Here is a 21,784-nt window from a genome sequence, read left to right on the forward strand (position 1 = left end):
GGGGATACGTAATTTTTTCTTCATTAGTAAGTAATCTGCCTGAATGATCGCTTACTTGTCACTATTACCAGACTATGTTATAATTTTTGAAGTGAACGAGATAGTACGAATTTCTAAAGAGTGGGGAAACCCACTCTTTAGTCTTTGGTATACAAGAATCTTGGGTATTTAATAATCTGCCAGTGCTATTTTGCTGGTGTAACCTAAGTTGGAGGTTATTGGTTTTGAGCACAACGAACATTAAATCTACCGTGGAAGAAATGATCCAACCCTACTTGAACGAACAAGGCTTCGAGCTGGTTGACATCGAATACGTCAAAGAAGGCAGCAACTGGTTTTTACGGGTGTATGTCGACAAAGAGGGTGGCATCGACATCGACGATTGCGTCTTGATCAGCGAAAAGCTGAGCGCCAAGCTGGATGAGAACGATCCGATTCCAACCATCTATTTCCTTGAAGTGTCTTCTCCCGGTGCGGAGCGTCCATTGAAAAAACCTGAGGACGTTACCAAAGCCGTAGGCAAAAATGTTTTTGTAACAACCTACGAGCCGGTGAACGGATTGAAGGAATTTGAAGGTAAGCTGTTATCCTTTGATGACGGGGAACTCGTGATCGAAGCAGGTAAGAAACAGCATGCTATTTCTTATGATAAGGTTGCCAGTGCGCGCCTAGCTATTTTGTTTTAAGTGCCTTGTTCACTTTATTAATGAAAAAGACACATCTCACGATAACGGCAAGGTGCTCATGAGTTCAGAGCCTTTCGCCGTTTTACGTATGAGATGCCATGTTTGAAAGGGGGATCAACATTCATGAGTATGGATTTTATTGAAGCAATGAATGAATTGGAACGGGAAAAAGGGATCAGCAAGGATGTGCTGTTTGAAGCGATCGAGGCTGCACTAATTTCCAGCTACAAGCGGAATTTCAACACGGCCCAGAATGTGCGTGTTGACATGAACCGTAATACGGGAGTTATTCGGGTGTATGCCCGTAAATTGATCGTGGAAGAAGTCCTGGATTCACGTACCGAAATTTCATTGCCTGCTGCACGAGAAATCAACCCACACTTCCAGCTGGAAGATATTGCGGAGATTGAAGTTACGCCGCGTGATTTCGGACGTATCGCCGCACAGACTGCCAAACAGGTAGTGACCCAGCGGATTCGTGAAGCCGAACGCGGCCTGATCTACAACGCTTTCGTAGATAAGGAAGAAGATATCGTTACGGGAGTGGTGCAGCGTCAGGATTTGCGCAATATCTACATCGATCTGGGCAAAATCGAAGCGGCTTTACCGCTGACCGAATTGATGCCGAACGAGAAGTTTGTTCATGGTGACCGTATTAAAGCGTATATCACCAAGGTCGAGAATACGACCAAAGGGCCGCAAATCATTTTGTCCCGTACCCATCCGGGCCTCTTGAAACGTCTCTTTGAACTGGAAGTGCCTGAGATCTTTGACGGTGTAGTTGAGATTCGCTCCGTCGCTCGCGAAGCAGGGTTCCGCTCCAAGATTGCCGTACATTCCCGCAACGAGGAAGTTGATCCAGTTGGATCTTGTGTAGGTCCTAAGGGAATGCGCGTGCAGACCATTGTGGGTGAGCTGCGCGGTGAAAAAATCGACATCGTTCGTTTCTCCGATCAGGTAGACGAATATGTAGCTAATGCACTGAGTCCTTCCAAAGTATTGGAAGTTCATGTATTTGAGGAAGAAAAGATGGCTCGGGTTATCGTTCCGGACTATCAACTTTCGCTCGCTATTGGTATTAAAGGCCAAAATGCCAGATTGGCAGCCAAATTGACCGGCTGGAAAATCGACATTAAGAGCGAGAGCCAGGCGGAACAGGAATTCGGCAGAGAAAAAGATTCTTCTTCTGAAATGCATCAGGATTCCGTCTCCGTCGACTAAAGTAAAGTACGGGGGGCGCTGACGTATGAAACCAAAAAAAGTGCCGCTGCGCAAATGTGTGGCATGCCAAGAAATGATGCCCAAAAAGCAGCTGATCCGCATCGTTAAAACGCCAGAGGATGAAGTGCTGATCGATTTGACTGGCAAAAAATCCGGACGTGGTGCCTATTTATGCGGCAAAGAGTCCTGTTTTAAACTCGCACTCAAAAACCGGGCTTTGGATCGGGCGTTAAAAGGCAAAGTTTCACCTGAAATTTACGAGCAATTAGCAGCTGACTTCATTGCGGTTGAGGATGAATTCAAAGCAGCACAGGAGCGTGAACATGACTAATATTAAAACGCTGTCTTATCTGGGACTCTCTATGCGTGCAGGTAAACTTGTAACAGGTGAAGAAATTGTACTTAAAGCGATCCGTTCTTCCGAAGCTAAAATGGTTATTGTTGCGGGTGACGCCTCAGCCAATACACAAAAGAAATTTCGCGATAAATGTGGAACTTATAAGGTTCCTCTGTTAATCGGATTTGACCGGGATAGTCTGGGTTCAAGTATCGGTAAAGACACGCGTGTTGTTCTTGCAGTAACGGATCGAGGGTTTGCAAAAATGATCTCCAAGCAAGTCGGTATAATGTCGGAGGTGGAGTATATTGAGTAAACAGGAAAACAAGGATAAATTGCGAGTTTATGAATATGCGAAGTCCCTTAATATGAGTAGTAAAGAAATTATAACCATTCTTAAAAAGCTGGAAATTCCCGTAAACAATCATATGAGCGTCATGGAGAATGGTTCAGTCGGTAAGGTGGAACAATTTTTTAAAGATATAAAATCCACTGCGGCTTCGAAACAAGGCAACGATGCAAAACCAGTTGCTACTTCGGCAGTACGCAGTGACAAACCAGTGGACAGCAACAAGCCGGCCGGCGGAGTGAACACGCCGATTAGCAGTAACCCATCCGGTAGTCCCGTACAAACAAAAATACAACAGGAAAAGCAGGTAGGTATGAACAATAGACCAAATTCCAACAATAACAATGGCACCCAAAGACCCAGCGGCCAAGACAGCCGCAACAGAACGAACTCTTCCCAAGGCTCAAGCCAAGGAGGACAATCAACTAACCGTCCAAGACCAGCTCAAGGTGGACAAAGCAGTACTGCATCCCGTCCGCAAGGATCGGGTCAACGTCCGAATAACAGCGGTGGCGGTCAAGTAAGAACTTCAGGACCTAACAGCGGTGGTAATACAGGTACTGGCGGCAACCGTAGTGGTGGCCAAGGTCAGAGCCAAGGACAAGGTCAAGGCCAACGTAGAAGCGGTCCAGGTGGTACTACTGGCAACAACAATGGTGGTAACCGTTCGAACAGCGGTGGCGGTGGACGTCGTTATGATGACAACCGTGGCGGCAACTTCCGTGGTAACCGTGGTGGCAAAAACAACCGCAACAGAAATCAACAACAGTACCAACAACGTGAGAAAATTGATAACACACCGAAGAAAATCATCGTTCGTGGTGATATGACTGTTGGTGAAACAGCGAAGTTGCTCCATAAGGATGCTTCTGAAGTTATCAAAAAGCTCATCGCTATGGGCGTTATGGCAACAATCAACCAAGAGCTTGATATCGAAACGATCCTTCTGCTTTCAGGTGAATTCGGTGTTGAGGTTGAAGTGAAGATTGTGCTTGAAGATGACCGTTTCGAAACACTGGAAGAGAATGATGATGCTGCTGACTTGCAGGCTCGTCCACCAGTAGTTACGATCATGGGTCACGTTGACCATGGTAAAACGACTTTGCTTGATGCCATTCGTTCCACGAATGTAACAGGCGGCGAAGCAGGCGGAATTACGCAACATATCGGTGCATACCAAGTTGAAATCAACAACAAAAAAATTACGTTCCTGGATACTCCAGGTCATGAAGCGTTTACAGCGATGCGTGCACGTGGAGCACAGGTTACGGATATTACCATTATTGTCGTAGCTGCTGATGACGGTGTTATGCCACAAACAGTTGAGGCCATTAACCATGCCAAAGCTGCTGGGCTTCCGATTATCGTGGCTGTCAATAAAATCGACAAACCGGGTGCTGATCCGGATAAAGTAAAACAAGAATTAACTAATTATGAACTCGTTCCGGAAGAGTGGGGCGGAGATACCATCTTTGTTAACGTGTCAGCGAAGCAAAGAATGGGTCTGGAAGGTCTGCTTGAAATGATTCTGCTCGTAGCAGAAGTGAACGAATACAAAGCGAACCCGGACAAACGTGCCCGTGGTACAGTGATTGAAGCCGAGCTGGATAAAGGACGTGGCCCAGTTGCCCGTATCCTCGTACAGCACGGTACATTGAAAGTCGGAGATGCTTTCGTAGCAGGTAACTGCTTCGGTCGTGTCCGTGCGATGGTCAATGACAAAGGTCGCCGTCTGAAAGAAGCTGGACCTTCAACACCTGTAGAAATCACAGGTTTGACTGAAGTTCCAGGTGCGGGAGATCCATTCATGGTGTTTGAAGATGAGCGCAAAGCGCGTTCCATCGCTGACAAACGTGCGATTACGCAACGTGAATCCGATCTGGGTACACATACTCGTGTAACGTTGGATGATCTGTTCCAGCACATCAAAGATGGCGAGATCAAAGATCTGAACGTAATTATCAAAGGTGACGTACAAGGTTCGGTTGAAGCATTGAAAGGTTCCCTTGCGAAGATCGAAGTTGAAGGTGTGCGCGTGAAGATCATTCATAGCGGCGCTGGTGCAATCACTGAGTCCGACATCATTTTGGCTGCAGCATCCAATGCCATCGTGATTGGTTTCAACGTTCGTCCTGATAATCAGGCGAAAGCAACTGCAGATCAAGAGCAAGTAGACATTCGTCTGCATCGCGTAATCTACAGTGTTATCGAAGAAATTGAACAAGCGATGAAAGGAATGCTTGATCCGATCTACAAAGAAAAAGTTATCGGTCATGCTGAAGTTCGTAGCACGTTCTCCATCAGTAAAGTGGGTACCATCGCTGGTTGTATGGTTACCTCGGGTAAAATTACGCGTTCTGCGGAAGCACGCCTGATTCGTGATGGCATCGTCCTTTACGAAGGTAAGCTGGATTCCCTGAAACGTTACAAAGATGATGCCAAAGAAGTAGCCCAAGGCTACGAGTGCGGTATCACACTGGATAAATACAATGATCTCAAAGAGGGCGACGTTATCGAAGCCTTCATTATGGAGACAGTACAACGATAAGCAAGGAAGCATGAGGTGAACAACAATGGCTAAGATTCGTACAGGTAGAGTGGGCGAGCAGATCAAGAAAGAATTGAGTCTGCTTATCCAGTCTGAACTGAAAGATCCACGTATCGGCTTTATTACCGTAACGGGAGTCGAAGTGACAGGAGACTTGTCGCAAGCCAAAGTTTATCTGAGTGTCTTCGGTGAACAGGAACAAAAAGATAACTCGCTCAAAGCATTGGCAAAAGCAAATGGATTTTTGCGTTCCGAGCTGGGCAAACGTATTCGATTCCGTCATGTTCCCGAGTTGATATTCAAGATCGACGAATCAATCGCCTATGGCAGCCGAATTGAGAAGCTGCTTGGCGATATTGGTTCCGACAAGAACGAATCCCAGTAACAGAATAGAGGAGACGGCAATGCACACTTATGAACAGGCGCTCCAGGCCGGAAAGCAATTTCTGCTGGAGCATGATGATTACCTGGTCGTGTCGCATGTACAGCCGGACGGTGACGCAGTCAGCTCGACGGTAACGGTGGGCTGGCTGCTGTCATGTCTGGGCAAGACATTCACGATGATTAATGAAGGTGAAATTCCACAACGCATGCAATTTTTGTGGGAAGCCGGCAACATTGTGAACATGACCGAACAACCACCGCAGCGAAAATATAAAGCGGTTATCTGTGTGGATTGTGCAGACTTTGCCAGAGTAGGCTTGACGCGTCATTATTTCGAAGAAGATGCTGTTATTTTGAATATTGATCATCACCCTACGAATGACGCTTATGGTACAGTCAACATTATTAAGTCAGATGCTGCTGCAACGGCTGAAATTTTGTTCGATTTTCTTAACCTGTTCCAAGTAGCATGGGATAAAGATGTTGCAACTGCAGTCTATACAGGATTGCTTACGGATACAGGCGGGTTTCGCTATGCCAATACCAGTCCAAATGTAATGACAACGGCCTCCAGATTGCTTGAACATGGCGTGGATGGACCCTATCTCGCCCAGACCTTGTTGGAGCAGGTGACTCTTCCACAAGTTCGGATTTTGAATCAAGCACTATCAAGCCTGAAGATGACAGATGATGGCAAGATAGCCTGGGTTGTAATTACACCAGATGATATGGTCGCTTGCGGAGCAGCTAATGAAGATCTTGAAGGGGTAGTGAACTATCCGCGCAACATTCAGGGCGTGGAGGTTGGTATCTTTTTCAAAGTGATCAACGAGAGTGCCGTCAAGGTTTCTCTGCGTTCGGCTGGCAAGATTGATGTTGCTGCATTAGCACAGACCTTTGGTGGAGGCGGGCATGTTCTCGCAGCCGGATGTCGTCTGGAAGGTAGACTTGAAGATATTGTCGCAAAAGTACTGAAGCAGGTGAATGCACAATGGTAAAGCCATTTGAAGGTATACTTCCGGTATATAAACCAGCGGGATTTACTTCTCATGATGTTGTAGCCAAAATGCGTCGCATTCTCAAGATGAAGCGCATTGGGCATACTGGCACACTAGACCCACAAGTTACAGGCGTTCTGCCACTCTGTCTTGGACGGGCGACACGCGTGGTGGAATACATGCAGGAGCTTCCGAAGGAATATCTGGCTACGCTCAGATTGGGATTGTCTACTGACACAGAGGATATGACAGGGGAAGTCATTGAGCGGTCTGAGACAACTGTGGAAGTAACACAGGAACAGGTTCAACAGGTGCTTGAGCAGTTTCTGGGTACGATCTCTCAAGTGCCACCCATGTATTCTGCGGTAAAGGTAGACGGCAAACGTCTCTATGAGCTTGCTCGTGAAGGGAAAACGGTGGAGCGTAAGAGCCGTGAGGTCACAATCTATGAGCTTGAGCTTACAGGGATTGAGACTCATGGTGAGACGACCGATATATCCTTCCGGGCCTTGTGTTCAAAAGGTACCTATATTCGGACGTTGTGTGTAGACATTGGCCGACAACTTGGATATCCATCGACCATGGTTCGACTTGAGCGTACAATATCAGCAGGTATATCTGCAGATCATTGTCTTCGTCTTGAAGAAGTGGAACAACTTATGGCCGATGGGACTTTGGCGGAGGCGCTGATTCCTGTTGACGAGGCTATTGCTTCAATTCCAGCCCACAAGGTTGGGGAAGAACAGGCCAAAGGAGCACTTCAAGGTCAGAAACTGTCTGCACGTCTTCTGGAACCGCCCGTGGAGCAACCTGGTTTGCTGAGGTTGTATGCTCAAGACGGTACGTTTCTGGGGATATTTGAACGGGATGAGCTAAAACCAACGGTGAGGGCAGTTAAAGTCTTTTTGCCGGAATAAAGAGGTCTCGGGCTTGGAGTTGTGGTGATGCTCAAGTCTGGCCTATCAAGTGAAATGCAGGTGAATGATTGTGAAAACCGTAATGCTAACCTATCCGCAGACGTTACATTCGACTGAGCTGAGCACACTGCCCCAAGTGCTCGCGATTGGTCAATTTGACGGACTGCATCTCGGACATGCAAGTGTCATTTTATCAGCTGTCCGCATTGCACGGGAAACGGGCATGCAGGCAGCGGTCATGACCTTTCATCCACATCCGAAGGAAGTTATGCGCAAAGGGGATTACGAGGGTTATTTAACTCCCTTGAGAGATAAAGAAGACATCTTGGCAGGAATGGGCGTTGATGTGCTCTATGTGGTGGAGTTCAATGAAGACTTCTCCCGGTTGACGCCGCAACAATTCGTACATGACCTGTTGATTCCTCTTCAGACAAGAACAGCGGTGGTTGGTTTTGACTTCCGTTTCGGTCACAAGGGTGCAGGAGATGAGCAGCTTCTTCGTACATTGGGAGAAGGAGACATGACGGTGGAGACCGTTCCTCCTTTCCTGTTAAATGGTGAAAAAGTGAGCAGTTCTCTCATTCGTGGTCTGTTGAAGCGCGGGGAGATGGATGAGGCCAGTCAGTGGCTTGGCCGACCTTACAGCATCAGAGGAACCGTCATTCACGGGGAGAAGCGTGGACGAACCATTGGATTTCCGACAGCCAACCTTGAACTCACGGATCATTACGTTACACCATCGAAGGGTGTCTACGCTGTTCGTGTGCAGCATGGTGAACAGGAACTGCATGGCGTAATGAATCTTGGCGTGAAACCTACGTTTCACGAAAACGGGATGAAACCTACGTTTGAAGTGCACCTGCTTGATTTTGATGGACACTTGTATGACCAGGAACTAAAGGTTGAGCTCGTTCACTATATTCGTGCAGAACGCAAGTTTGACTCGATTGATGCATTAATTAGCCAGATTCGTGAAGATGCATTGACTGCCGGCCGCCTGTTATCTTAAGGTTCTGGATTAAATGCATGTTTACATTTACTTTAACTAGGCAATTATGATATACTGTACTACGTTGTCGATTGAGACAACATTAACCTTGGCTTGGTTGCTTGCTCTCACCGGCGGTGACGAGGCTAATGGCGATTATATTGAAGGAGGTGAACAGGATGGCATTGACTCAAGAACGTAAACAACAACTGATCGACGAGCACAAAACTCATGAGTCCGATACAGGATCTCCAGAGGTGCAAGTTGCTATCCTTACGGAAAACATCAGAAGTTTGACAGACCACTTGCGTACGCATAAGAAAGACCACCACTCACGTCGTGGACTTTTGAAAATGGTAGGTCAACGTCGTAAGCTTTTGGCTTACGTGAAAAACAAAGATGTTAAACGTTACAGCGCGCTGATCGAAAAACTCGGATTGCGTCGTTAATTATCGTACATGTTTTCAAAACCAACCTGGCTGTTATCCGTCATTCTTTTGTCTAAAAGGACAAGCGGAACCTACAGCCGGGTTGTTTTGTAGATGAACATGTTGCCATATATTTGTAGATGGGGCTCCGTGAGGAGCTTTTGTTGTGCAGGTTAGCATGTTGCAAGATCTATACATAGCTAATGAATGCAGGACAAGCAGGAAATACTGTGAGAATGCAGAATCCATTGAATTAGGAACGAATAAAAGGAGGGGTTTCATGGAACAGCGTGTTGATATGCAGCTTGGTGGAAGAAAGCTTACGCTTGAGACCGGGCGTTTGGCCAAGCAGGCTAATGCTGCCGTTAAGGTAACATACGGGGATACCGTTGTATTGTGTACCGTGACAGCATCAAGCGAGCCGAAAGATCTGGACTTTTTCCCACTAACGGTAAACTATGAAGAAAGATTGTACGCCGTAGGTAAAATCCCCGGTGGATTTATTAAACGTGAAGGCAGACCTAGTGAGAAAGCTATTCTCTCAAGCCGTCTGACAGACCGTCCAATTCGTCCATTGTTCCCGGAAGGCTTCCGGAATGATGTACAAGTTCTGAATATCGTTATGAGTGTGGACCAGGATTGCGAACCACAAATCGCTGCAATGATCGGTACATCTGCTGCACTGAGCATCTCGGATGTTCCATTTAGCGGACCGATTGGTGGCGTGAAAGTTGGACGTATCGATGGCGAGTTCATCATTAATCCAACGATTGCACAGCTCGAAGTAAGTGAGCTTGAGCTGGTAGTTGCAGGAACCAAGGATGCCATCATGATGGTAGAGGCTGAAGCAAACGAATTACCGGAAGAAGTAATGCTTGAAGCAATCATGTTTGGACATGATGAGATCAAAAACATTGTTGCGGTAATCGAACAACTCGTGCAAGTGGCTGGTAAAGAAAAAATGGCTGTTAAATTGCATGCCGTTAACGCTGAAGTCAACAGCAGTGTGCGTGATTTCGCAAGTGCTCGTCTGGTTGAAGCCGTTAAAATTGCCGAGAAGCATGCTCGTCAAGATGCGATCGATGTAGTGAATGACGAAACGGTTGCTCACTTCGAAGAGAAATATATTGAGAGTCCTGAATTGCTCAAAGACGTGAAGGAAGTTCTGCACGATATCGTTAAAGAAGAAGTGCGCCGTCTGATCACGCATGATAAAGTTCGTCCGGATGGACGTGGACTTGCTGAGATTCGTCCAATTGAATGTGATACTTCCCTGTTGCCACGTACGCACGGTTCAGGTTTGTTCACACGTGGTCAAACGCAAGCACTTAGCATCTGTACACTTGGTGCACTGGGCGATGTTCAGATTTTGGACGGAATCAGCCTTGAAGAAACGAAACGTTTCATGCATCATTATAACTTCCCACCATTCAGCGTAGGTGAAGCTCGTCCATTGCGTGCGCCAGGCCGTCGTGAAATCGGACATGGTGCTCTGGGTGAGCGTGCTCTTTCCAAAGTCATCCCTTCCGAAACAGATTTCCCATACACGATTCGTTTGGTATCTGAAGTTCTGGAATCCAACGGTTCAACTTCCCAGGCAAGTATCTGTGCCAGCACTTTGGCGATGATGGATGCAGGTGTACCTATCAAAGCTCCAGTTGCGGGTGTAGCTATGGGTCTGATCAAAGACGGAGATCATGTATCCATTCTGAGTGATATTCAAGGTATGGAAGATCACCTGGGTGACATGGACTTCAAAGTAGCCGGAACACCTGAAGGTGTAACTGCAATTCAAATGGACATCAAAATTGATGGTATCGATCGTCAAATTTTGTCTGAAGCCTTGGCTCAAGCCAAAGAAGGTCGTTTGCACATCTTGAGCAAAATGACTGAAGTGATGAATACTCCACGTGAGCAGTTATCACAATATGCGCCTAAAATTACAACGATGCATATCAATCCGGACAAGATCCGTGATGTGATCGGTGCAGGTGGTAAAATTATCAATAAAATCATCGAAGAAACCGGTGTTAAAATTGATATTGAACAGGATGGACGTGTCTTTATCGCTTCTTCCAACCAGGATATGAATGATAAAGCCAAATCGATCATCGAAGGTATTGTGCGTGAAGTACTGGTAGGCGAGATTTATGTCGGTAAAGTAAAACGCGTTGAGAAATTCGGTGCATTCGTTGAAGTTCTTCCGAACAAAGAAGGCCTGGTACACATCTCACAACTGTCAACAGAACGTGTTGCCAAAGTGGAAGATGTTGTAGCCATTGGTGATTCCATTACGGTAAAAGTTACGGAAATTGACCCACAAGGTCGTATTAACTTGTCCCGCAAAGCAGTTTTGACTGCTGAAGCTCCGGCTCAATCCTAGGATACCGAAGCGACAGGTTATAAATTGGATATATTGAATGAAGAGACAGAATGTGAATTTCTGGCTCTTTTTTTAACGTTTAAATACGTAAAGCAAGGATGGAATCATGGCTTTCTATTCATATTTTCGCCCTTGTCCTCATATGATGGGGACAAAGACGGCGGGAGGATGGAGCTGTGGGAAACCAATCCAAAAAACTGGCGGCTGTTCTGGCGGGTGTGACTGCGGTCATATTGATCGGACAAGTTGGCAGTGTACGTACATACATTACGGAGATCCGTGATGGGCCAGGTACGCAAAATGCTTTTGACATGTTCAAGGAAGCAACGGGAGAAGATGCGCTGTTGTCGGCGATTCGGGATAAAGCGGCTGAAACGAAAATTGCTCCGGTGAATGCCCGAGTGGATCGGGTATGGAAAGCCATCCCTGGTTATAATGGCATCGAGATTGATGTGGAAGCGACATACCGTAAGGCGCTAAGTGGAACGTTGAATACTAAAATTGCTTATGTCTACCGTCAGATTGAGCCGGAGATTCAGCTTAAAGATTTGGGAGCACATCCGATCTATCGGGGGAATGCAAGCAAGCCGATGGTTTCTTTTATGATTAATGTGGCTTGGGGGAACGAATATATTATACCGATGCTGGATACGCTCGATGCCGCGAAAGTGAAGGCCACGTTTTTTCTGGATGGAAGCTGGTTAAGTAAAAACGTTGAGCTGGCCAAGGAAATTCAGAAGCGTGGACATGAGTTGTCCAATCATGCGTATTCTCACCCTAACATGAGTCGATTGAGCGCAGAACGGGCCAAGCTGGAAATTAGTAAAACCCAGGATCTGCTGCATAAAACACTTGGTGTGGATAATCGTTGGTTTGCTCCGCCTTCCGGTGACTTTAATCAAAAGACCGTAGATATTGCTTCTTCCATGGGACTGCAAACCGTATTATGGACAGTAGATACGGTGGATTGGCGTAAACCAAGCTCAGATGCCGTTGTTGCCAAAATTGCGAAAAATACCGAGGCCGGCACGTTAATTCTAATGCACCCCACAGCTGCTTCTTCCGGAGCTCTAAAGGGTATGATTCAGTCCATACGGGCCAAAGGTCTGGTGCTCGGAACCGTAAGTGAGACGTTGTCTTCGGAACGTGTAATTGCGCCTGCGGTTGAGTGAACGTTGTTTTTTTGTTAATATCAAAAAGTTGGAACCAAATGTCGATTTCAATTGGAAGATTGAGATCAAGGCAATTATAGAGATGTAGGAGGGCCAACCATGAAAAAAATTCAGCTGGGCAATGGCCTCAGAGTTGTCATGGAACAGATACCGACCTGCCGTTCTGTGTCTTTCGGAATATGGGTCAAGACAGGTTCGCGCAATGAGCAACCTGCAAGTAACGGAGTATCACATTTTATTGAACACATGCTGTTCAAAGGAACGGATCGTTATGATGCGAAGGCAATTGCGGAGCAGTTCGATGCGATCGGTGGTAACGTGAATGCGTTCACTTCCAAAGAATACACATGTTATTATGCTAAAGTGTTGGATGAACATTTGCCGATTGCGGTGGATGTGTTGTCCGATATGTTTTTCCGCTCCAAAATGGATGATGGTGAATTGATCAAGGAGAAAAACGTCATTCTGGAAGAAATCTCGATGTATGAAGATACGCCCGATGATATGGTTCATGATCTGATGGCCTTGGCCGCCTATGGTGAGCATCCGCTCGCATACCCTATCCTGGGTACAGAAGAACGTCTTAAAGCGATGGATTCCAGCCATCTGCGTGCATATATGAAGGAGCACTACACGATTGAGAACACGGTCATTAGTATCGCGGGTAATATTGATGACAGTGTAATCGATCTGATGGAGAAGCATTTTGGTGCTTTTGATGTAAATGGAGTAACGGAAGCAGTTACGATGCCGGCATTCCAAAGCGGACAGCTCTTTCACAAAAAGAAAACGGAACAGAATCATATCTGTATCTCGTTCCCGGGCTGTAAAATCGGAGATCCACTTCAATTCGCTATGGTTGTTCTGAATAACGCCATTGGTGGAGGCATGAGCTCCAGACTATTTCAGGAAATTCGTGAGAAACGGGGTCTTGCGTACTCCGTGTATTCCTATCATAGCTCTCATGCGGACAGTGGACTTTTCACGATATACGCGGGTACAGCACCGAAACAGACAAAAGAAGTGCTTGACCTGACCAAAGAGGTTCTGCGCGACTTGGCTGTAAACGGCTTGTCCGAAGATGAACTGCGTAAAGGAAAAGAACAGCTGAAGGGCAGCCTGATTCTTAGCTTGGAAAGCACAGGCAGTCGCATGAATCGTCTCGGTAAAAACGAGCTGATGCTGGGAAGACATCATACGCTGGATGAGATGATCACCAAGATTGAGCAAGTGACGATGGACGATATTAACGCGGTACTTGATCTGATGTTTGCTGAGCCGTTTGCACTTGCTATGGTTGGCGCTTCAGATAAGACGATTGCTGGATTGAGAAGGGATGATTTTGTTGCATTACGTTCAAATACAGAAACTGCCGGGCAATGAAGATATTAAGTTGCCACAAAAAATGTCGGAGCTGGCATCCGGCTTTGATGTAGTAGCTGCACTTCAGGAGGAAGTTGTCCTGCAACCGGGTCAGCGTACGCTTATTCCAACTGGACTTGCGATGGCAATGCCAGCTGGACTGGAAGCACAGATCCGTCCTCGGAGCGGACTGGCTTTCAAACATGGAATTACCTGCCTCAACACACCGGGTACTATCGACGCGGATTATCGCGGAGAAGTTAAAGTGCTGTTGATTAATCTGGGTCAGGAACCGTTCACGATTGTACGGGGAGAGCGCATCGCACAGATCGTCTTCCAGACCGTGCCTACGGTTGAATTGACGGAAGTAAATGAACTTTCGGAAACGGTACGTGGCGAAGGCGGATTCGGTCATACGGGGAAATAATAAGCGTAAATATACCCATTCTTTAGAGTCGTCCCTGACAGGGGCGGCTCTTTTTTGCATTCGAGAAAGGGACGTTAGGATGCAATTATTGTTTTCACCCCGCTGTGGGCCCCTGCATACGATAAGGCATACATGTGGTGAAAGGAGTGACGTCCCGATGCTGACCGGAGTCCGGATTGTAGTCCTGGGCGGAGATGCGCGGCAGCTTGAAGTCATTCAAAAGTGCGCTGAGTTGGATGCAACGGTAAGTGTAGTGGGTTTCGATAAAATGCAGCGTTCCATTCCGGGTATCGAACACCAGGAACTGGAGGACGAAGTGTTTGCTTCGGCAGATGTACTGGTACTGCCTGTCGTCGGTTGCGATGATCAGGGAAAAGTAAGTACTTCGTTCAGTGACACGCCAATCTATTTGAAAAAGGAACATGTTGCAGCATTGCCGGAGCATTGCATTGTGTTCACAGGTATGGCGAAGCCGTTCCTGCGTGAACTTTGTCTAGATAACGGGCTGAGACTTGTTGAAGTACTTGATCGTGATGATATTGCACTTTACAACTCTATTCCAACAGCTGAGGGAGCCATCGCCATAGCTATTCGGGAGACGGACTTTACAATTCATGGTTCGGAATGCATCGTGCTTGGCATCGGTCGAACAGGGTTCACAATGGCCAAAACACTGCAGGGACTTGGAGCAAATGTACGGGTGGGGATCAGGCGGGAAGAGGATGTTGCCCGCGCGACTATAATGGGCTGGAAGCCTTTTATGACAACGGATTTGGCCGCTCAAACCGGGGAAGTTGACTTGCTTTTTAATACGATACCGACTATGATAATCACAGCACAAATCCTGTCCAGAATGCCGCAAAAGGCTGTCATTATCGACCTCGCATCCGCTCCTGGCGGCTGTGATTTCAGGTATGCCGACAAACGCGGTATCAAAGCGCTACTTGCGCCTGGCCTCCCCGGCATTGTTGCTCCCAAAACGGCTGGCGGCATTATTGCCGACGCATTGATCCGTTTGCTTTTGGAAGAACAGAACGCACGGGAGGTTAAATCATGAACTGGCAGGGAAAAACGGTAGGTTATGCAATTACGGGTTCTCATTGTACGTTTGAAGAGGTTATGCCGGTAATTAGCCGCTTCGTGGCTGAAGGTGCCAACGTCATTCCGATTATTTCCAATTCGGTACTGACGACGGATACACGCTTCGGTACGGCGCAAAATTGGCAAAAACAGTTGAAAGATATAACAGGTAATGATATCATTTCTACAATTGTTGAAGCGGAGCCATTAGGGCCTTCCAAGCTGCTTGATGTGCTGGTTATAGCTCCATGCACAGGGAATACAACAAGCAAGCTGGCTAATGCGATGACCGACAGTCCAGTGCTGATGGCAGCCAAAGCACAGATGCGTAATCAGCGTCCGCTCGTGCTCGCCATTTCCACGAATGACGGTCTGGGCTTGAATGCTGCGAATATCGCCAAATTGCTCGTGGCCAAATACTTGTATTTTGTGCCATTTGGGCAGGACGATCCAGTGAAAAAACCAAACTCGTTAGTCGCCAAAATGGAATTGATTCCAGAGGCTTGCTGGAGTGCTCTTGAGGGCAAACAGCTTCAGCCGATGATTGTGGAGCGTTCTTCACAGGCTTGATGGAACAATGATTCGGTGACAACGTTTATGCGCTTGGAGAAATGAAGAAGGGTTCGAGAGACAAAGAAAATCATAGGGGACGGTATGCTGGCTTGAACAGCTGCTTGTGTCCACGTTCCTGTCTATAAGGGCATTCCTGCTTGCCGACAGTAAAGGTTAAGCAAGCGGGAGAGGTCTATTGTGAATGTATGCGTCATGATCTCGATAACTACCGCGACCTTTGATTTGCGATTGTCCCCGACAATCACAAAAATAAGGAGCGGCATGGAATGCCGTATAAATTGCTGAAATTATCGCATCAGAACGCTCCCTAGGGTGATCCATTTGTTGATTTGACCCGTGTCCAGTCTTCTTGCGTACACAAATGGAGGAATAAAGATGCGTATCATGGTACAGAAATTCGGAGGCACGTCTCTCTCCACTGTTCAGGCGAGAGAGCATGTGCTCCGTCACGTTAAACGTGAACTTGAGGCAGGATTGAGTCTGGTCATCGTGGTGTCTGCGATGGGTCGTCGCGGCGAGCCATATGCAACCGATACGTTGCTGGACTGGGCTGGACAGAACGGAAACGCACTATCCGCACGCGAAAAGGATTTACTGCTGTGCTGTGGTGAAATCATATCTGCGACGACTTTGAGCAGTTTACTCGAACATGAAGGCATTCCAACTACAGTGCTGACCGGTGCACAAGCAGGTTTTGTGACGGACGACAATTTCGGGAATGCCCGGATATTGGATGTCCGTCCTGTTCGTGTGTTGGAGCAGCTTCAGCTTGGCCGGGTGGTTATTGTAACCGGATTCCAAGGTCAGACGGAGAACGGAGACTTCACGACACTGGGTCGTGGGGGAAGTGATACGTCTGCAACAGCTCTCGGTGCAGCATTACGTGCTGAAATGGTGGATATCTACACAGATGTGAACGGGATTCTTACTGCCGATCCACGGATTGTGGAGGATGCGCGTCCACTGACTGTTGTGAGTTATGCAGAGATCTGTAACATGGCTCACCACGGGGCCAAGGTTATCCATCCACGTGCGGTTGAGATTGCAATGCAATCCCAGATACCTGTACGGGTAAGATCTACTTTTGCAGACACGGAAGGAACGCTGGTTACGCATCCGGAAGGATTCCAGGATGTGCAGACAGGCATTGTTGACCGCTATGTAACAGGTATCGCCTATGTGAGCAATGTAACGCAAATTACCGTGGATGTACCTGGCGGTGCAGATCGATTGCAACTAAAAGTATTCAAAACCATGGCTGAGAATTCGATCAGCGTTGATTTTATTAATGTTACCCCCTCGGGAGTTGTCTATACGGTTTTTGACAGTGATTCCGAGAAAGCCATACATGTATTACAGGAGATAGGTCTCAAGCCACAAAGCCTGTCCGGTTGTGCCAAAGTTTCCGTCATTGGCGGAGGCATTAATGGTGTACCTGGAATTATGGCTCGTATCGTTGAGTCGTTGACACTGGCAGACATTCAGATCCTGCAATCGGCAGATTCGAATACAACGATCTGGGTGCTCGTAAAAAAAGAAGATATGGTTCAGGCCCTGAGGGCACTTCACGCCTCATTCGAACTTCATTTGTAAACAACTGAAGTTAGAGGAGCCAAACCTGTTTTGAAGGAGGAATCGAATTGGACTTTGGAAGATTGATTACAGCAATGGTCACTCCGTTCAATGAACAAGGAGAGATTCATTGGGAGGAAACGGCACGTCTAATCGACTATCTGATTGTGGATCAAAAGTCGGAGACGCTCGTGGTTTCCGGAACAACAGGGGAGTCTCCAACACTTAGTGATACTGAGAAAGTTCAATTATTCGAATTTGCAGTGAAACATGCGGCCGGTCGGTGCAAAATTATAGCCGGAACGGGAAGCAACAACACCGCGCATTCCATCCATTTGACACAGGAAGCTGAACGTGCCGGAGTGGATGGCATATTGCTGGTTGTTCCGTATTACAACAAACCGAGTCAAGAAGGTTTGTTCAAACATTTTGAAGCAATTGCGAACTCAACCAAGCTGCCTGTTATGCTCTACAACGTGCCTGGACGTACAGTAACCAGTCTGTCAGCCGCTACAACACTTCGTCTGGCTCAGATTCCTAACATCGTAGCCACGAAGGAATGTGCGTCTATGGAGCAGGTTACGCTGATTGCAGCAAGTGCTCCGGAGAATTTCAGAGTCTATTCCGGTGATGATGCTTCAGGCTTGCCAGCGATTGCAGTTGGTGCTCATGGGATTGTCAGCGTGGCGAGTCATGTCGTAGGGGCAGAAATGAAGAAAATGATCGATGCCTTCTATGGTGGTGCGCCTGTTCAAGCTGCTCAGATTCATCAGCAGCTCTTCCCGGTGTTTAAAGGTCTGTTTGAGTGTCCACAGCCTCTACCAAACCCAGTAGCGGTGAAATATGCGCTGACATTGCGTGGTTTGAACGTTGGCTCTGTACGCTTGCCCCTTATTCCGCCAACGGAAGAGGAGCAGGTCTACATCAAAGGTCTGCTTAATTTGTAATCATTTAGGTTGCATATGGAACTATTTTATTAATCATGAGAATTTCCATCAGAGCAGTAAAAGAACCGCTCCTCTTATTCGAGGTTGCGGTTCTTTTTTTGACGAGTAATGTGAGGTTTCTTTTTCATTGCTAAGGGGAAACCTACAGGTTAACGAGAGAGTGACTTGTTTTTTTTGTTTTTAATCATGTATAATGATGTCAAGTGACTGGGTGCGGTATTTTTTTGAAATTGAAAGCGACATCGTTTCGTGGTGTAGCTTTGCGGTGAAAAAGGAAGGAACGGCTAAGAGGAAATATCTCAAATCCAACTTGTTGGTGTAAGGGAATAACTTCGAAGAACTTCTTCCAGATATCGTGAATAAAGGTGTTCTTTTGCATTCATCCCGATAGGTGGGTATGTAATGTATGGACTACTTTTCTTAACTTACAATAAATAATAAGGTACGACGTCCAACTACCATAGGAGGTTTAGATTCATTTGTCTAAGAAAAATAATAACGATAAACTGATGATTTTTGCATTGGGCGGCGTAGGCGAGATTGGTAAAAATATGTACGTCATCCAATACGCTAACGACATTGTAGTCGTAGATGCTGGTCTTAAATTCCCTGAAGAAGATATGCTTGGTATTGATATTGTCATTCCTGACATTTCTTACCTGACTGAGAACCGTGACAAAGTAAGAGGAATCATTCTTACTCACGGACATGAGGATCACATTGGTGGTCTGCCATATGTTCTCAAACATCTGAATGTTCCTGTATATGGAACAAGACTTACACTTGGACTTGTAGAGAACAAGTTGAAAGAAGCGAACTTGCTGGGTGAAACGAAACGTATTCTGATTGATGCGGATTCCGAGATTCAACTTGGAACTGCATTGAAAGCATCGTTCTTCGCTACTAACCATAGTATTCCGGATTCCGTTGGTGTATGTGTCGAAACACCAGAAGGTGCAGTTGTTCACACAGGTGACTTCAAATTTGACCACACTCCAGTCAATGGTCAATATGCAGATCTTCAGCGTATGGCACAGATCGGAACGAATGGCGTACTTGCTTTGTTGTCCGATAGTACGAATGCTGAGAAACCTGGATTCACACCATCGGAGAAAAATGTGGGTATTGTTTTGGAAGATATCTTCCGTAAAGCAAGCCAACGCGTTGTTGTAGCTACATTTGCTTCCAACGTACACCGTATCCAACAGGTGATCAACGCAGCAGAAGTAACTGGACGTAAAGTTGCAGTTATCGGACGCAGCATGGTCAACGTGGTTGGTATTGCTTCGGAACTAGGTTACCTTGAGATTCCGGATGGCATGATCATTGAACCCGAAGAAGTAGGCAAGATGGCTGCTGATCGTGTCGTGATTCTCTGCACAGGAAGCCAAGGCGAGCCAATGTCAGCACTGACACGTATGGCTCGTTCCACGCACCGTAAAGTGGACATCCTGCCAGGAGACACCGTTATTATCGCAGCAACACCGGTTCCAGGTAATGAAAAATATGTAGGCCGTACGATTGATGAACTGTTCCGTCTGGGCGCTAACGTGCATTACAGCGGTGCTAACAGTGGTGTTCACGTATCTGGTCACGGTAGCCAGGAAGAGCTCAAACTGATGCTTAACCTGATGAAACCGAAATTCTTCTTGCCAATTCACGGTGAATTCCGTATGCAGCGTCGCCACGCGGTTCTTGCTGAATCTGTAGGGGTAGAACCTGAAAACATTTTTATCACGGATATCGGTGAAGTGATTGAAATTCAAGGTGGAGCAGCACGTAGAGCTGGTAAAGTTACTGCAGGTAACGTGTTGATCGACGGCTTGGGTGTAGGCGATGTGGGTAACATTGTACTTCGTGACCGCAAATTGCTGTCACAAGATGGTATCCTTGTTGTTGTGGTAACATTGAGCAAACAGGATGGAAAAATTGTTTCCGGTCCTGACATCATCTCTCGCGGATTTGTGTATGTACGCGAATCGGAAGGGCTACTGGATGAGGCCAACCGGATCGTTAGCAGCACATTGCAGAAGTTGATGAGTGAGAACGTTAACGAGTGGGCTTCACTCAAAACGAATGTTAAAGATGCACTGGGACGCTTCCTGTATGAGCAAACTCGTCGTAGACCGATGATTTTGCCAATCATTATGGAAGTTTAAAATAGCTAAAACAAAAACATATATTCAGGCACACAGTCGCCCCTTCTCTACGAGTAATATTGGACGGTTCCTCGTAGAGAAGGGGCTTTTTTTGCGTTTTTCTGGGAGAACGCCAATATGTGAAGCAATTTGATGTGTCGGGTATAAGGCGGTTGGAAAAATCCCCATACTAAGGAAATACATTAAATGTTTCTGGGGAAGGGGATTAATGAAATGAATGAACGTATGAATGGCAAGCAGGCGTCAAGATCCAATCAGCCGGAGGTTGAAGCACCGGAGATCCCGTTACAAGAGGACAAGGATATCTCTCCCGTGACGGAGACTATTCAGCAATTTGGGCAGACACAGTCGCCAGCAGGTGAATCCAACATTTTTTGTATGACGATTATCGGGCAGGTGGAAGGGCATCTAATTCTGCCACCACAAAATAAAACAACAAAGTATGAGCATATCATTCCACAGTTAGTGGCTGCAGAACAGAATCAGCGTATTGAAGGTATTCTGATCATTCTGAACACAGTAGGTGGAGACGTAGAGGCGGGTCTGGCCATTGCAGAGATGATTGCTTCCCTGAGCAAACCTACGGTAACTGTAGTCATTGGTGGAGGGCATAGCATTGGAGTACCGATTGCAGTAGCTTCAACGTATTCCCTGATTGCCGGGAGTGCAACGATGACGATCCATCCGATCCGTATGAACGGCCTTGTCATTGGTGTACCTCAGACGTTTGAGTATATGGAGAAAATGCAGGAACGAGTCGTTCGATTCGTAACTTCTCATTCGAATATCTCTGAAGAAATGTTCAAAGAACTGATGTTTAAGACCGGTGAGTTGAATCGGGATATTGGTACAGCTGTAGGAAGCGCAGATGCAGTGAAATATGGATTGATGGATGCAGTGGGCGGGATTGGGCAGGCTATTGCTCAATTAAATCAGCTCATAGGAGACAAGAGACAGACCCTGCAGGCGGGAGGTTATACCCAATGACACTATACACCGTGATGCCTCCTGAACAACTCTGGTCGGGGATGTGGAAAGAGGTCGAAGATACGAGGGAGATCAAGATGAATGGTTTGTTAATGCAGGTGAGGCCTGTGAATGACAATGAAGCCGTTATTGTGCGATTACTGGATTGTCCGCTTGAAGCCTATCTCAATCCTGCCAATATGCCGGGTTCGACCATTCCGCTTTCAGGTAACTTGGGATCAACATAACGCGACGAATTCAGACAAATTGAGCAGAAAAAGAACATA

At 46.7% G+C, this 21,784-nt stretch carries 21 protein-coding genes; all 21 read left to right on the forward strand.

Annotation, left to right across the window (positions count from 1 at the left end; translation table 11 throughout):
- Positions 1 to 224: 224 nt before the first annotated feature.
- The 21 genes from rimP to MKX75_RS11145 all read left to right on the forward strand — a co-directional run bounded on the left by rimP (position 225) and on the right by MKX75_RS11145 (position 21,745).
- Positions 225 to 686 carry a ribosome maturation factor RimP gene (gene rimP, locus MKX75_RS11045; protein ID WP_062833826.1) on the forward strand — a complete coding sequence of 154 codons (462 nt, stop codon included), beginning with the start codon at positions 225 to 227 and terminating at the stop codon, positions 684 to 686.
- A gap of 123 nt (positions 687 to 809) precedes the next feature.
- Positions 810 to 1,907, forward strand: a complete 1,098-nt coding sequence (gene nusA / locus MKX75_RS11050; RefSeq protein WP_062833827.1) for a transcription termination factor NusA — start codon at positions 810 to 812, stop codon at positions 1,905 to 1,907.
- 25 nt (positions 1,908 to 1,932) lie between these two features.
- Positions 1,933 to 2,238, forward strand: coding sequence for a YlxR family protein (locus tag MKX75_RS11055; RefSeq protein ID WP_017689143.1), 306 nt, complete (start codon positions 1,933 to 1,935; stop codon positions 2,236 to 2,238).
- Positions 2,231 to 2,560, forward strand: a complete 330-nt coding sequence (locus MKX75_RS11060; RefSeq protein ID WP_017689142.1) for a ribosomal L7Ae/L30e/S12e/Gadd45 family protein — start codon at positions 2,231 to 2,233, stop codon at positions 2,558 to 2,560. The genes MKX75_RS11055 and MKX75_RS11060 overlap by 8 nt, the downstream gene beginning before the upstream one ends.
- Complete coding sequence (infB, locus tag MKX75_RS11065) at positions 2,553 to 5,141, forward strand: translation initiation factor IF-2 (protein ID WP_076330688.1); 2,589 nt, start codon at positions 2,553 to 2,555, stop codon at positions 5,139 to 5,141. The genes MKX75_RS11060 and infB overlap by 8 nt, the downstream gene beginning before the upstream one ends.
- Positions 5,142 to 5,166: 25 nt before the next feature.
- Positions 5,167 to 5,526: a 30S ribosome-binding factor RbfA gene (gene rbfA, locus MKX75_RS11070; RefSeq protein ID WP_062833829.1), complete on the forward strand. Its 360-nt coding sequence runs from the start codon at positions 5,167 to 5,169 to the stop codon at positions 5,524 to 5,526.
- A 19-nt stretch (positions 5,527 to 5,545) separates the two neighbouring features.
- Positions 5,546 to 6,523 carry a bifunctional oligoribonuclease/PAP phosphatase NrnA gene (locus MKX75_RS11075; protein ID WP_062833830.1) on the forward strand — a complete coding sequence of 326 codons (978 nt, stop codon included), beginning with the start codon at positions 5,546 to 5,548 and terminating at the stop codon, positions 6,521 to 6,523.
- The gene (gene truB, locus MKX75_RS11080) at positions 6,517 to 7,440 is read left to right on the forward strand and encodes a tRNA pseudouridine(55) synthase TruB (protein WP_339169609.1); all 924 of its coding nucleotides are present in this window, start codon (positions 6,517 to 6,519) and stop codon (positions 7,438 to 7,440) included. The genes MKX75_RS11075 and truB overlap by 7 nt, the downstream gene beginning before the upstream one ends.
- Positions 7,441 to 7,522: 82 nt before the next feature.
- On the forward strand, positions 7,523 to 8,449 hold the full coding sequence (locus MKX75_RS11085; protein ID WP_139331863.1) for a bifunctional riboflavin kinase/FAD synthetase: 927 nt from the start codon (positions 7,523 to 7,525) through the stop codon (positions 8,447 to 8,449).
- A gap of 158 nt (positions 8,450 to 8,607) precedes the next feature.
- Positions 8,608 to 8,877 carry a 30S ribosomal protein S15 gene (gene rpsO, locus MKX75_RS11090; RefSeq protein WP_056700672.1) on the forward strand — a complete coding sequence of 90 codons (270 nt, stop codon included), beginning with the start codon at positions 8,608 to 8,610 and terminating at the stop codon, positions 8,875 to 8,877.
- 259 nt (positions 8,878 to 9,136) lie between these two features.
- Positions 9,137 to 11,239 carry a polyribonucleotide nucleotidyltransferase gene (gene pnp / locus MKX75_RS11095; protein WP_076330691.1) on the forward strand — a complete coding sequence of 701 codons (2,103 nt, stop codon included), beginning with the start codon at positions 9,137 to 9,139 and terminating at the stop codon, positions 11,237 to 11,239.
- A gap of 176 nt (positions 11,240 to 11,415) precedes the next feature.
- The gene (locus MKX75_RS11100) at positions 11,416 to 12,411 is read left to right on the forward strand and encodes a polysaccharide deacetylase family protein (protein WP_339169611.1); all 996 of its coding nucleotides are present in this window, start codon (positions 11,416 to 11,418) and stop codon (positions 12,409 to 12,411) included.
- A gap of 99 nt (positions 12,412 to 12,510) precedes the next feature.
- Positions 12,511 to 13,794: a pitrilysin family protein gene (locus MKX75_RS11105; RefSeq protein WP_062833834.1), complete on the forward strand. Its 1,284-nt coding sequence runs from the start codon at positions 12,511 to 12,513 to the stop codon at positions 13,792 to 13,794.
- Positions 13,754 to 14,200 carry a dUTP diphosphatase gene (dut, locus tag MKX75_RS11110; protein WP_186333577.1) on the forward strand — a complete coding sequence of 149 codons (447 nt, stop codon included), beginning with the start codon at positions 13,754 to 13,756 and terminating at the stop codon, positions 14,198 to 14,200. Before MKX75_RS11105 ends, dut begins: the two co-directional genes overlap by 41 nt.
- 157 nt (positions 14,201 to 14,357) lie before the next feature.
- Positions 14,358 to 15,257 carry a dipicolinate synthase subunit DpsA gene (gene dpsA, locus MKX75_RS11115; protein ID WP_339169614.1) on the forward strand — a complete coding sequence of 300 codons (900 nt, stop codon included), beginning with the start codon at positions 14,358 to 14,360 and terminating at the stop codon, positions 15,255 to 15,257.
- Entirely contained in the window at positions 15,254 to 15,850 is a 597-nt protein-coding gene (locus tag MKX75_RS11120; RefSeq protein WP_062833836.1) for a dipicolinate synthase subunit B, read from the forward strand. Before dpsA ends, MKX75_RS11120 begins: the two co-directional genes overlap by 4 nt.
- 378 nt (positions 15,851 to 16,228) lie before the next feature.
- On the forward strand, positions 16,229 to 17,446 hold the full coding sequence (dapG, locus tag MKX75_RS11125) for an aspartate kinase (RefSeq protein ID WP_339169616.1): 1,218 nt from the start codon (positions 16,229 to 16,231) through the stop codon (positions 17,444 to 17,446).
- A 47-nt stretch (positions 17,447 to 17,493) separates the two neighbouring features.
- Positions 17,494 to 18,372: a 4-hydroxy-tetrahydrodipicolinate synthase gene (dapA, locus tag MKX75_RS11130; RefSeq protein WP_062833838.1), complete on the forward strand. Its 879-nt coding sequence runs from the start codon at positions 17,494 to 17,496 to the stop codon at positions 18,370 to 18,372.
- A gap of 479 nt (positions 18,373 to 18,851) precedes the next feature.
- Positions 18,852 to 20,531, forward strand: a complete 1,680-nt coding sequence (locus tag MKX75_RS11135) for a ribonuclease J (protein WP_062833839.1) — start codon at positions 18,852 to 18,854, stop codon at positions 20,529 to 20,531.
- A 213-nt stretch (positions 20,532 to 20,744) separates the two neighbouring features.
- Positions 20,745 to 21,518, forward strand: a complete 774-nt coding sequence (locus MKX75_RS11140) for an ATP-dependent Clp protease proteolytic subunit (RefSeq protein WP_235599371.1) — start codon at positions 20,745 to 20,747, stop codon at positions 21,516 to 21,518.
- Positions 21,515 to 21,745: a YlzJ-like family protein gene (locus tag MKX75_RS11145; protein ID WP_062833840.1), complete on the forward strand. Its 231-nt coding sequence runs from the start codon at positions 21,515 to 21,517 to the stop codon at positions 21,743 to 21,745. Before MKX75_RS11140 ends, MKX75_RS11145 begins: the two co-directional genes overlap by 4 nt.
- Positions 21,746 to 21,784: the final 39 nt, after the last annotated feature.

The organism is Paenibacillus sp. FSL R5-0341 (assembly GCF_037975235.1).
Classification (GTDB): domain Bacteria; phylum Bacillota; class Bacilli; order Paenibacillales; family Paenibacillaceae; genus Paenibacillus; species Paenibacillus amylolyticus_A.

Coding starts and splice junctions, on each gene's coding strand:
- rpsO (WP_056700672.1), top strand. CDS start 8,608: ATGGCATTGACTCAAGAACGTAAACAACAACTGATCGACGAGCACAAA.
- MKX75_RS11075 (WP_062833830.1), top strand. CDS start 5,546: ATGCACACTTATGAACAGGCGCTCCAGGCCGGAAAGCAATTTCTGCTG.
- MKX75_RS11145 (WP_062833840.1), top strand. CDS start 21,515: ATGACACTATACACCGTGATGCCTCCTGAACAACTCTGGTCGGGGATG.
- dpsA (WP_339169614.1), top strand. CDS start 14,358: ATGCTGACCGGAGTCCGGATTGTAGTCCTGGGCGGAGATGCGCGGCAG.
- MKX75_RS11055 (WP_017689143.1), top strand. CDS start 1,933: ATGAAACCAAAAAAAGTGCCGCTGCGCAAATGTGTGGCATGCCAAGAA.
- MKX75_RS11085 (WP_139331863.1), top strand. CDS start 7,523: ATGCTAACCTATCCGCAGACGTTACATTCGACTGAGCTGAGCACACTG.
- MKX75_RS11120 (WP_062833836.1), top strand. CDS start 15,254: ATGAACTGGCAGGGAAAAACGGTAGGTTATGCAATTACGGGTTCTCAT.
- dapG (WP_339169616.1), top strand. CDS start 16,229: ATGCGTATCATGGTACAGAAATTCGGAGGCACGTCTCTCTCCACTGTT.
- MKX75_RS11105 (WP_062833834.1), top strand. CDS start 12,511: ATGAAAAAAATTCAGCTGGGCAATGGCCTCAGAGTTGTCATGGAACAG.
- MKX75_RS11060 (WP_017689142.1), top strand. CDS start 2,231: ATGACTAATATTAAAACGCTGTCTTATCTGGGACTCTCTATGCGTGCA.
- truB (WP_339169609.1), top strand. CDS start 6,517: ATGGTAAAGCCATTTGAAGGTATACTTCCGGTATATAAACCAGCGGGA.
- MKX75_RS11140 (WP_235599371.1), top strand. CDS start 20,745: ATGAATGAACGTATGAATGGCAAGCAGGCGTCAAGATCCAATCAGCCG.
- pnp (WP_076330691.1), top strand. CDS start 9,137: ATGGAACAGCGTGTTGATATGCAGCTTGGTGGAAGAAAGCTTACGCTT.
- nusA (WP_062833827.1), top strand. CDS start 810: ATGAGTATGGATTTTATTGAAGCAATGAATGAATTGGAACGGGAAAAA.
- rbfA (WP_062833829.1), top strand. CDS start 5,167: ATGGCTAAGATTCGTACAGGTAGAGTGGGCGAGCAGATCAAGAAAGAA.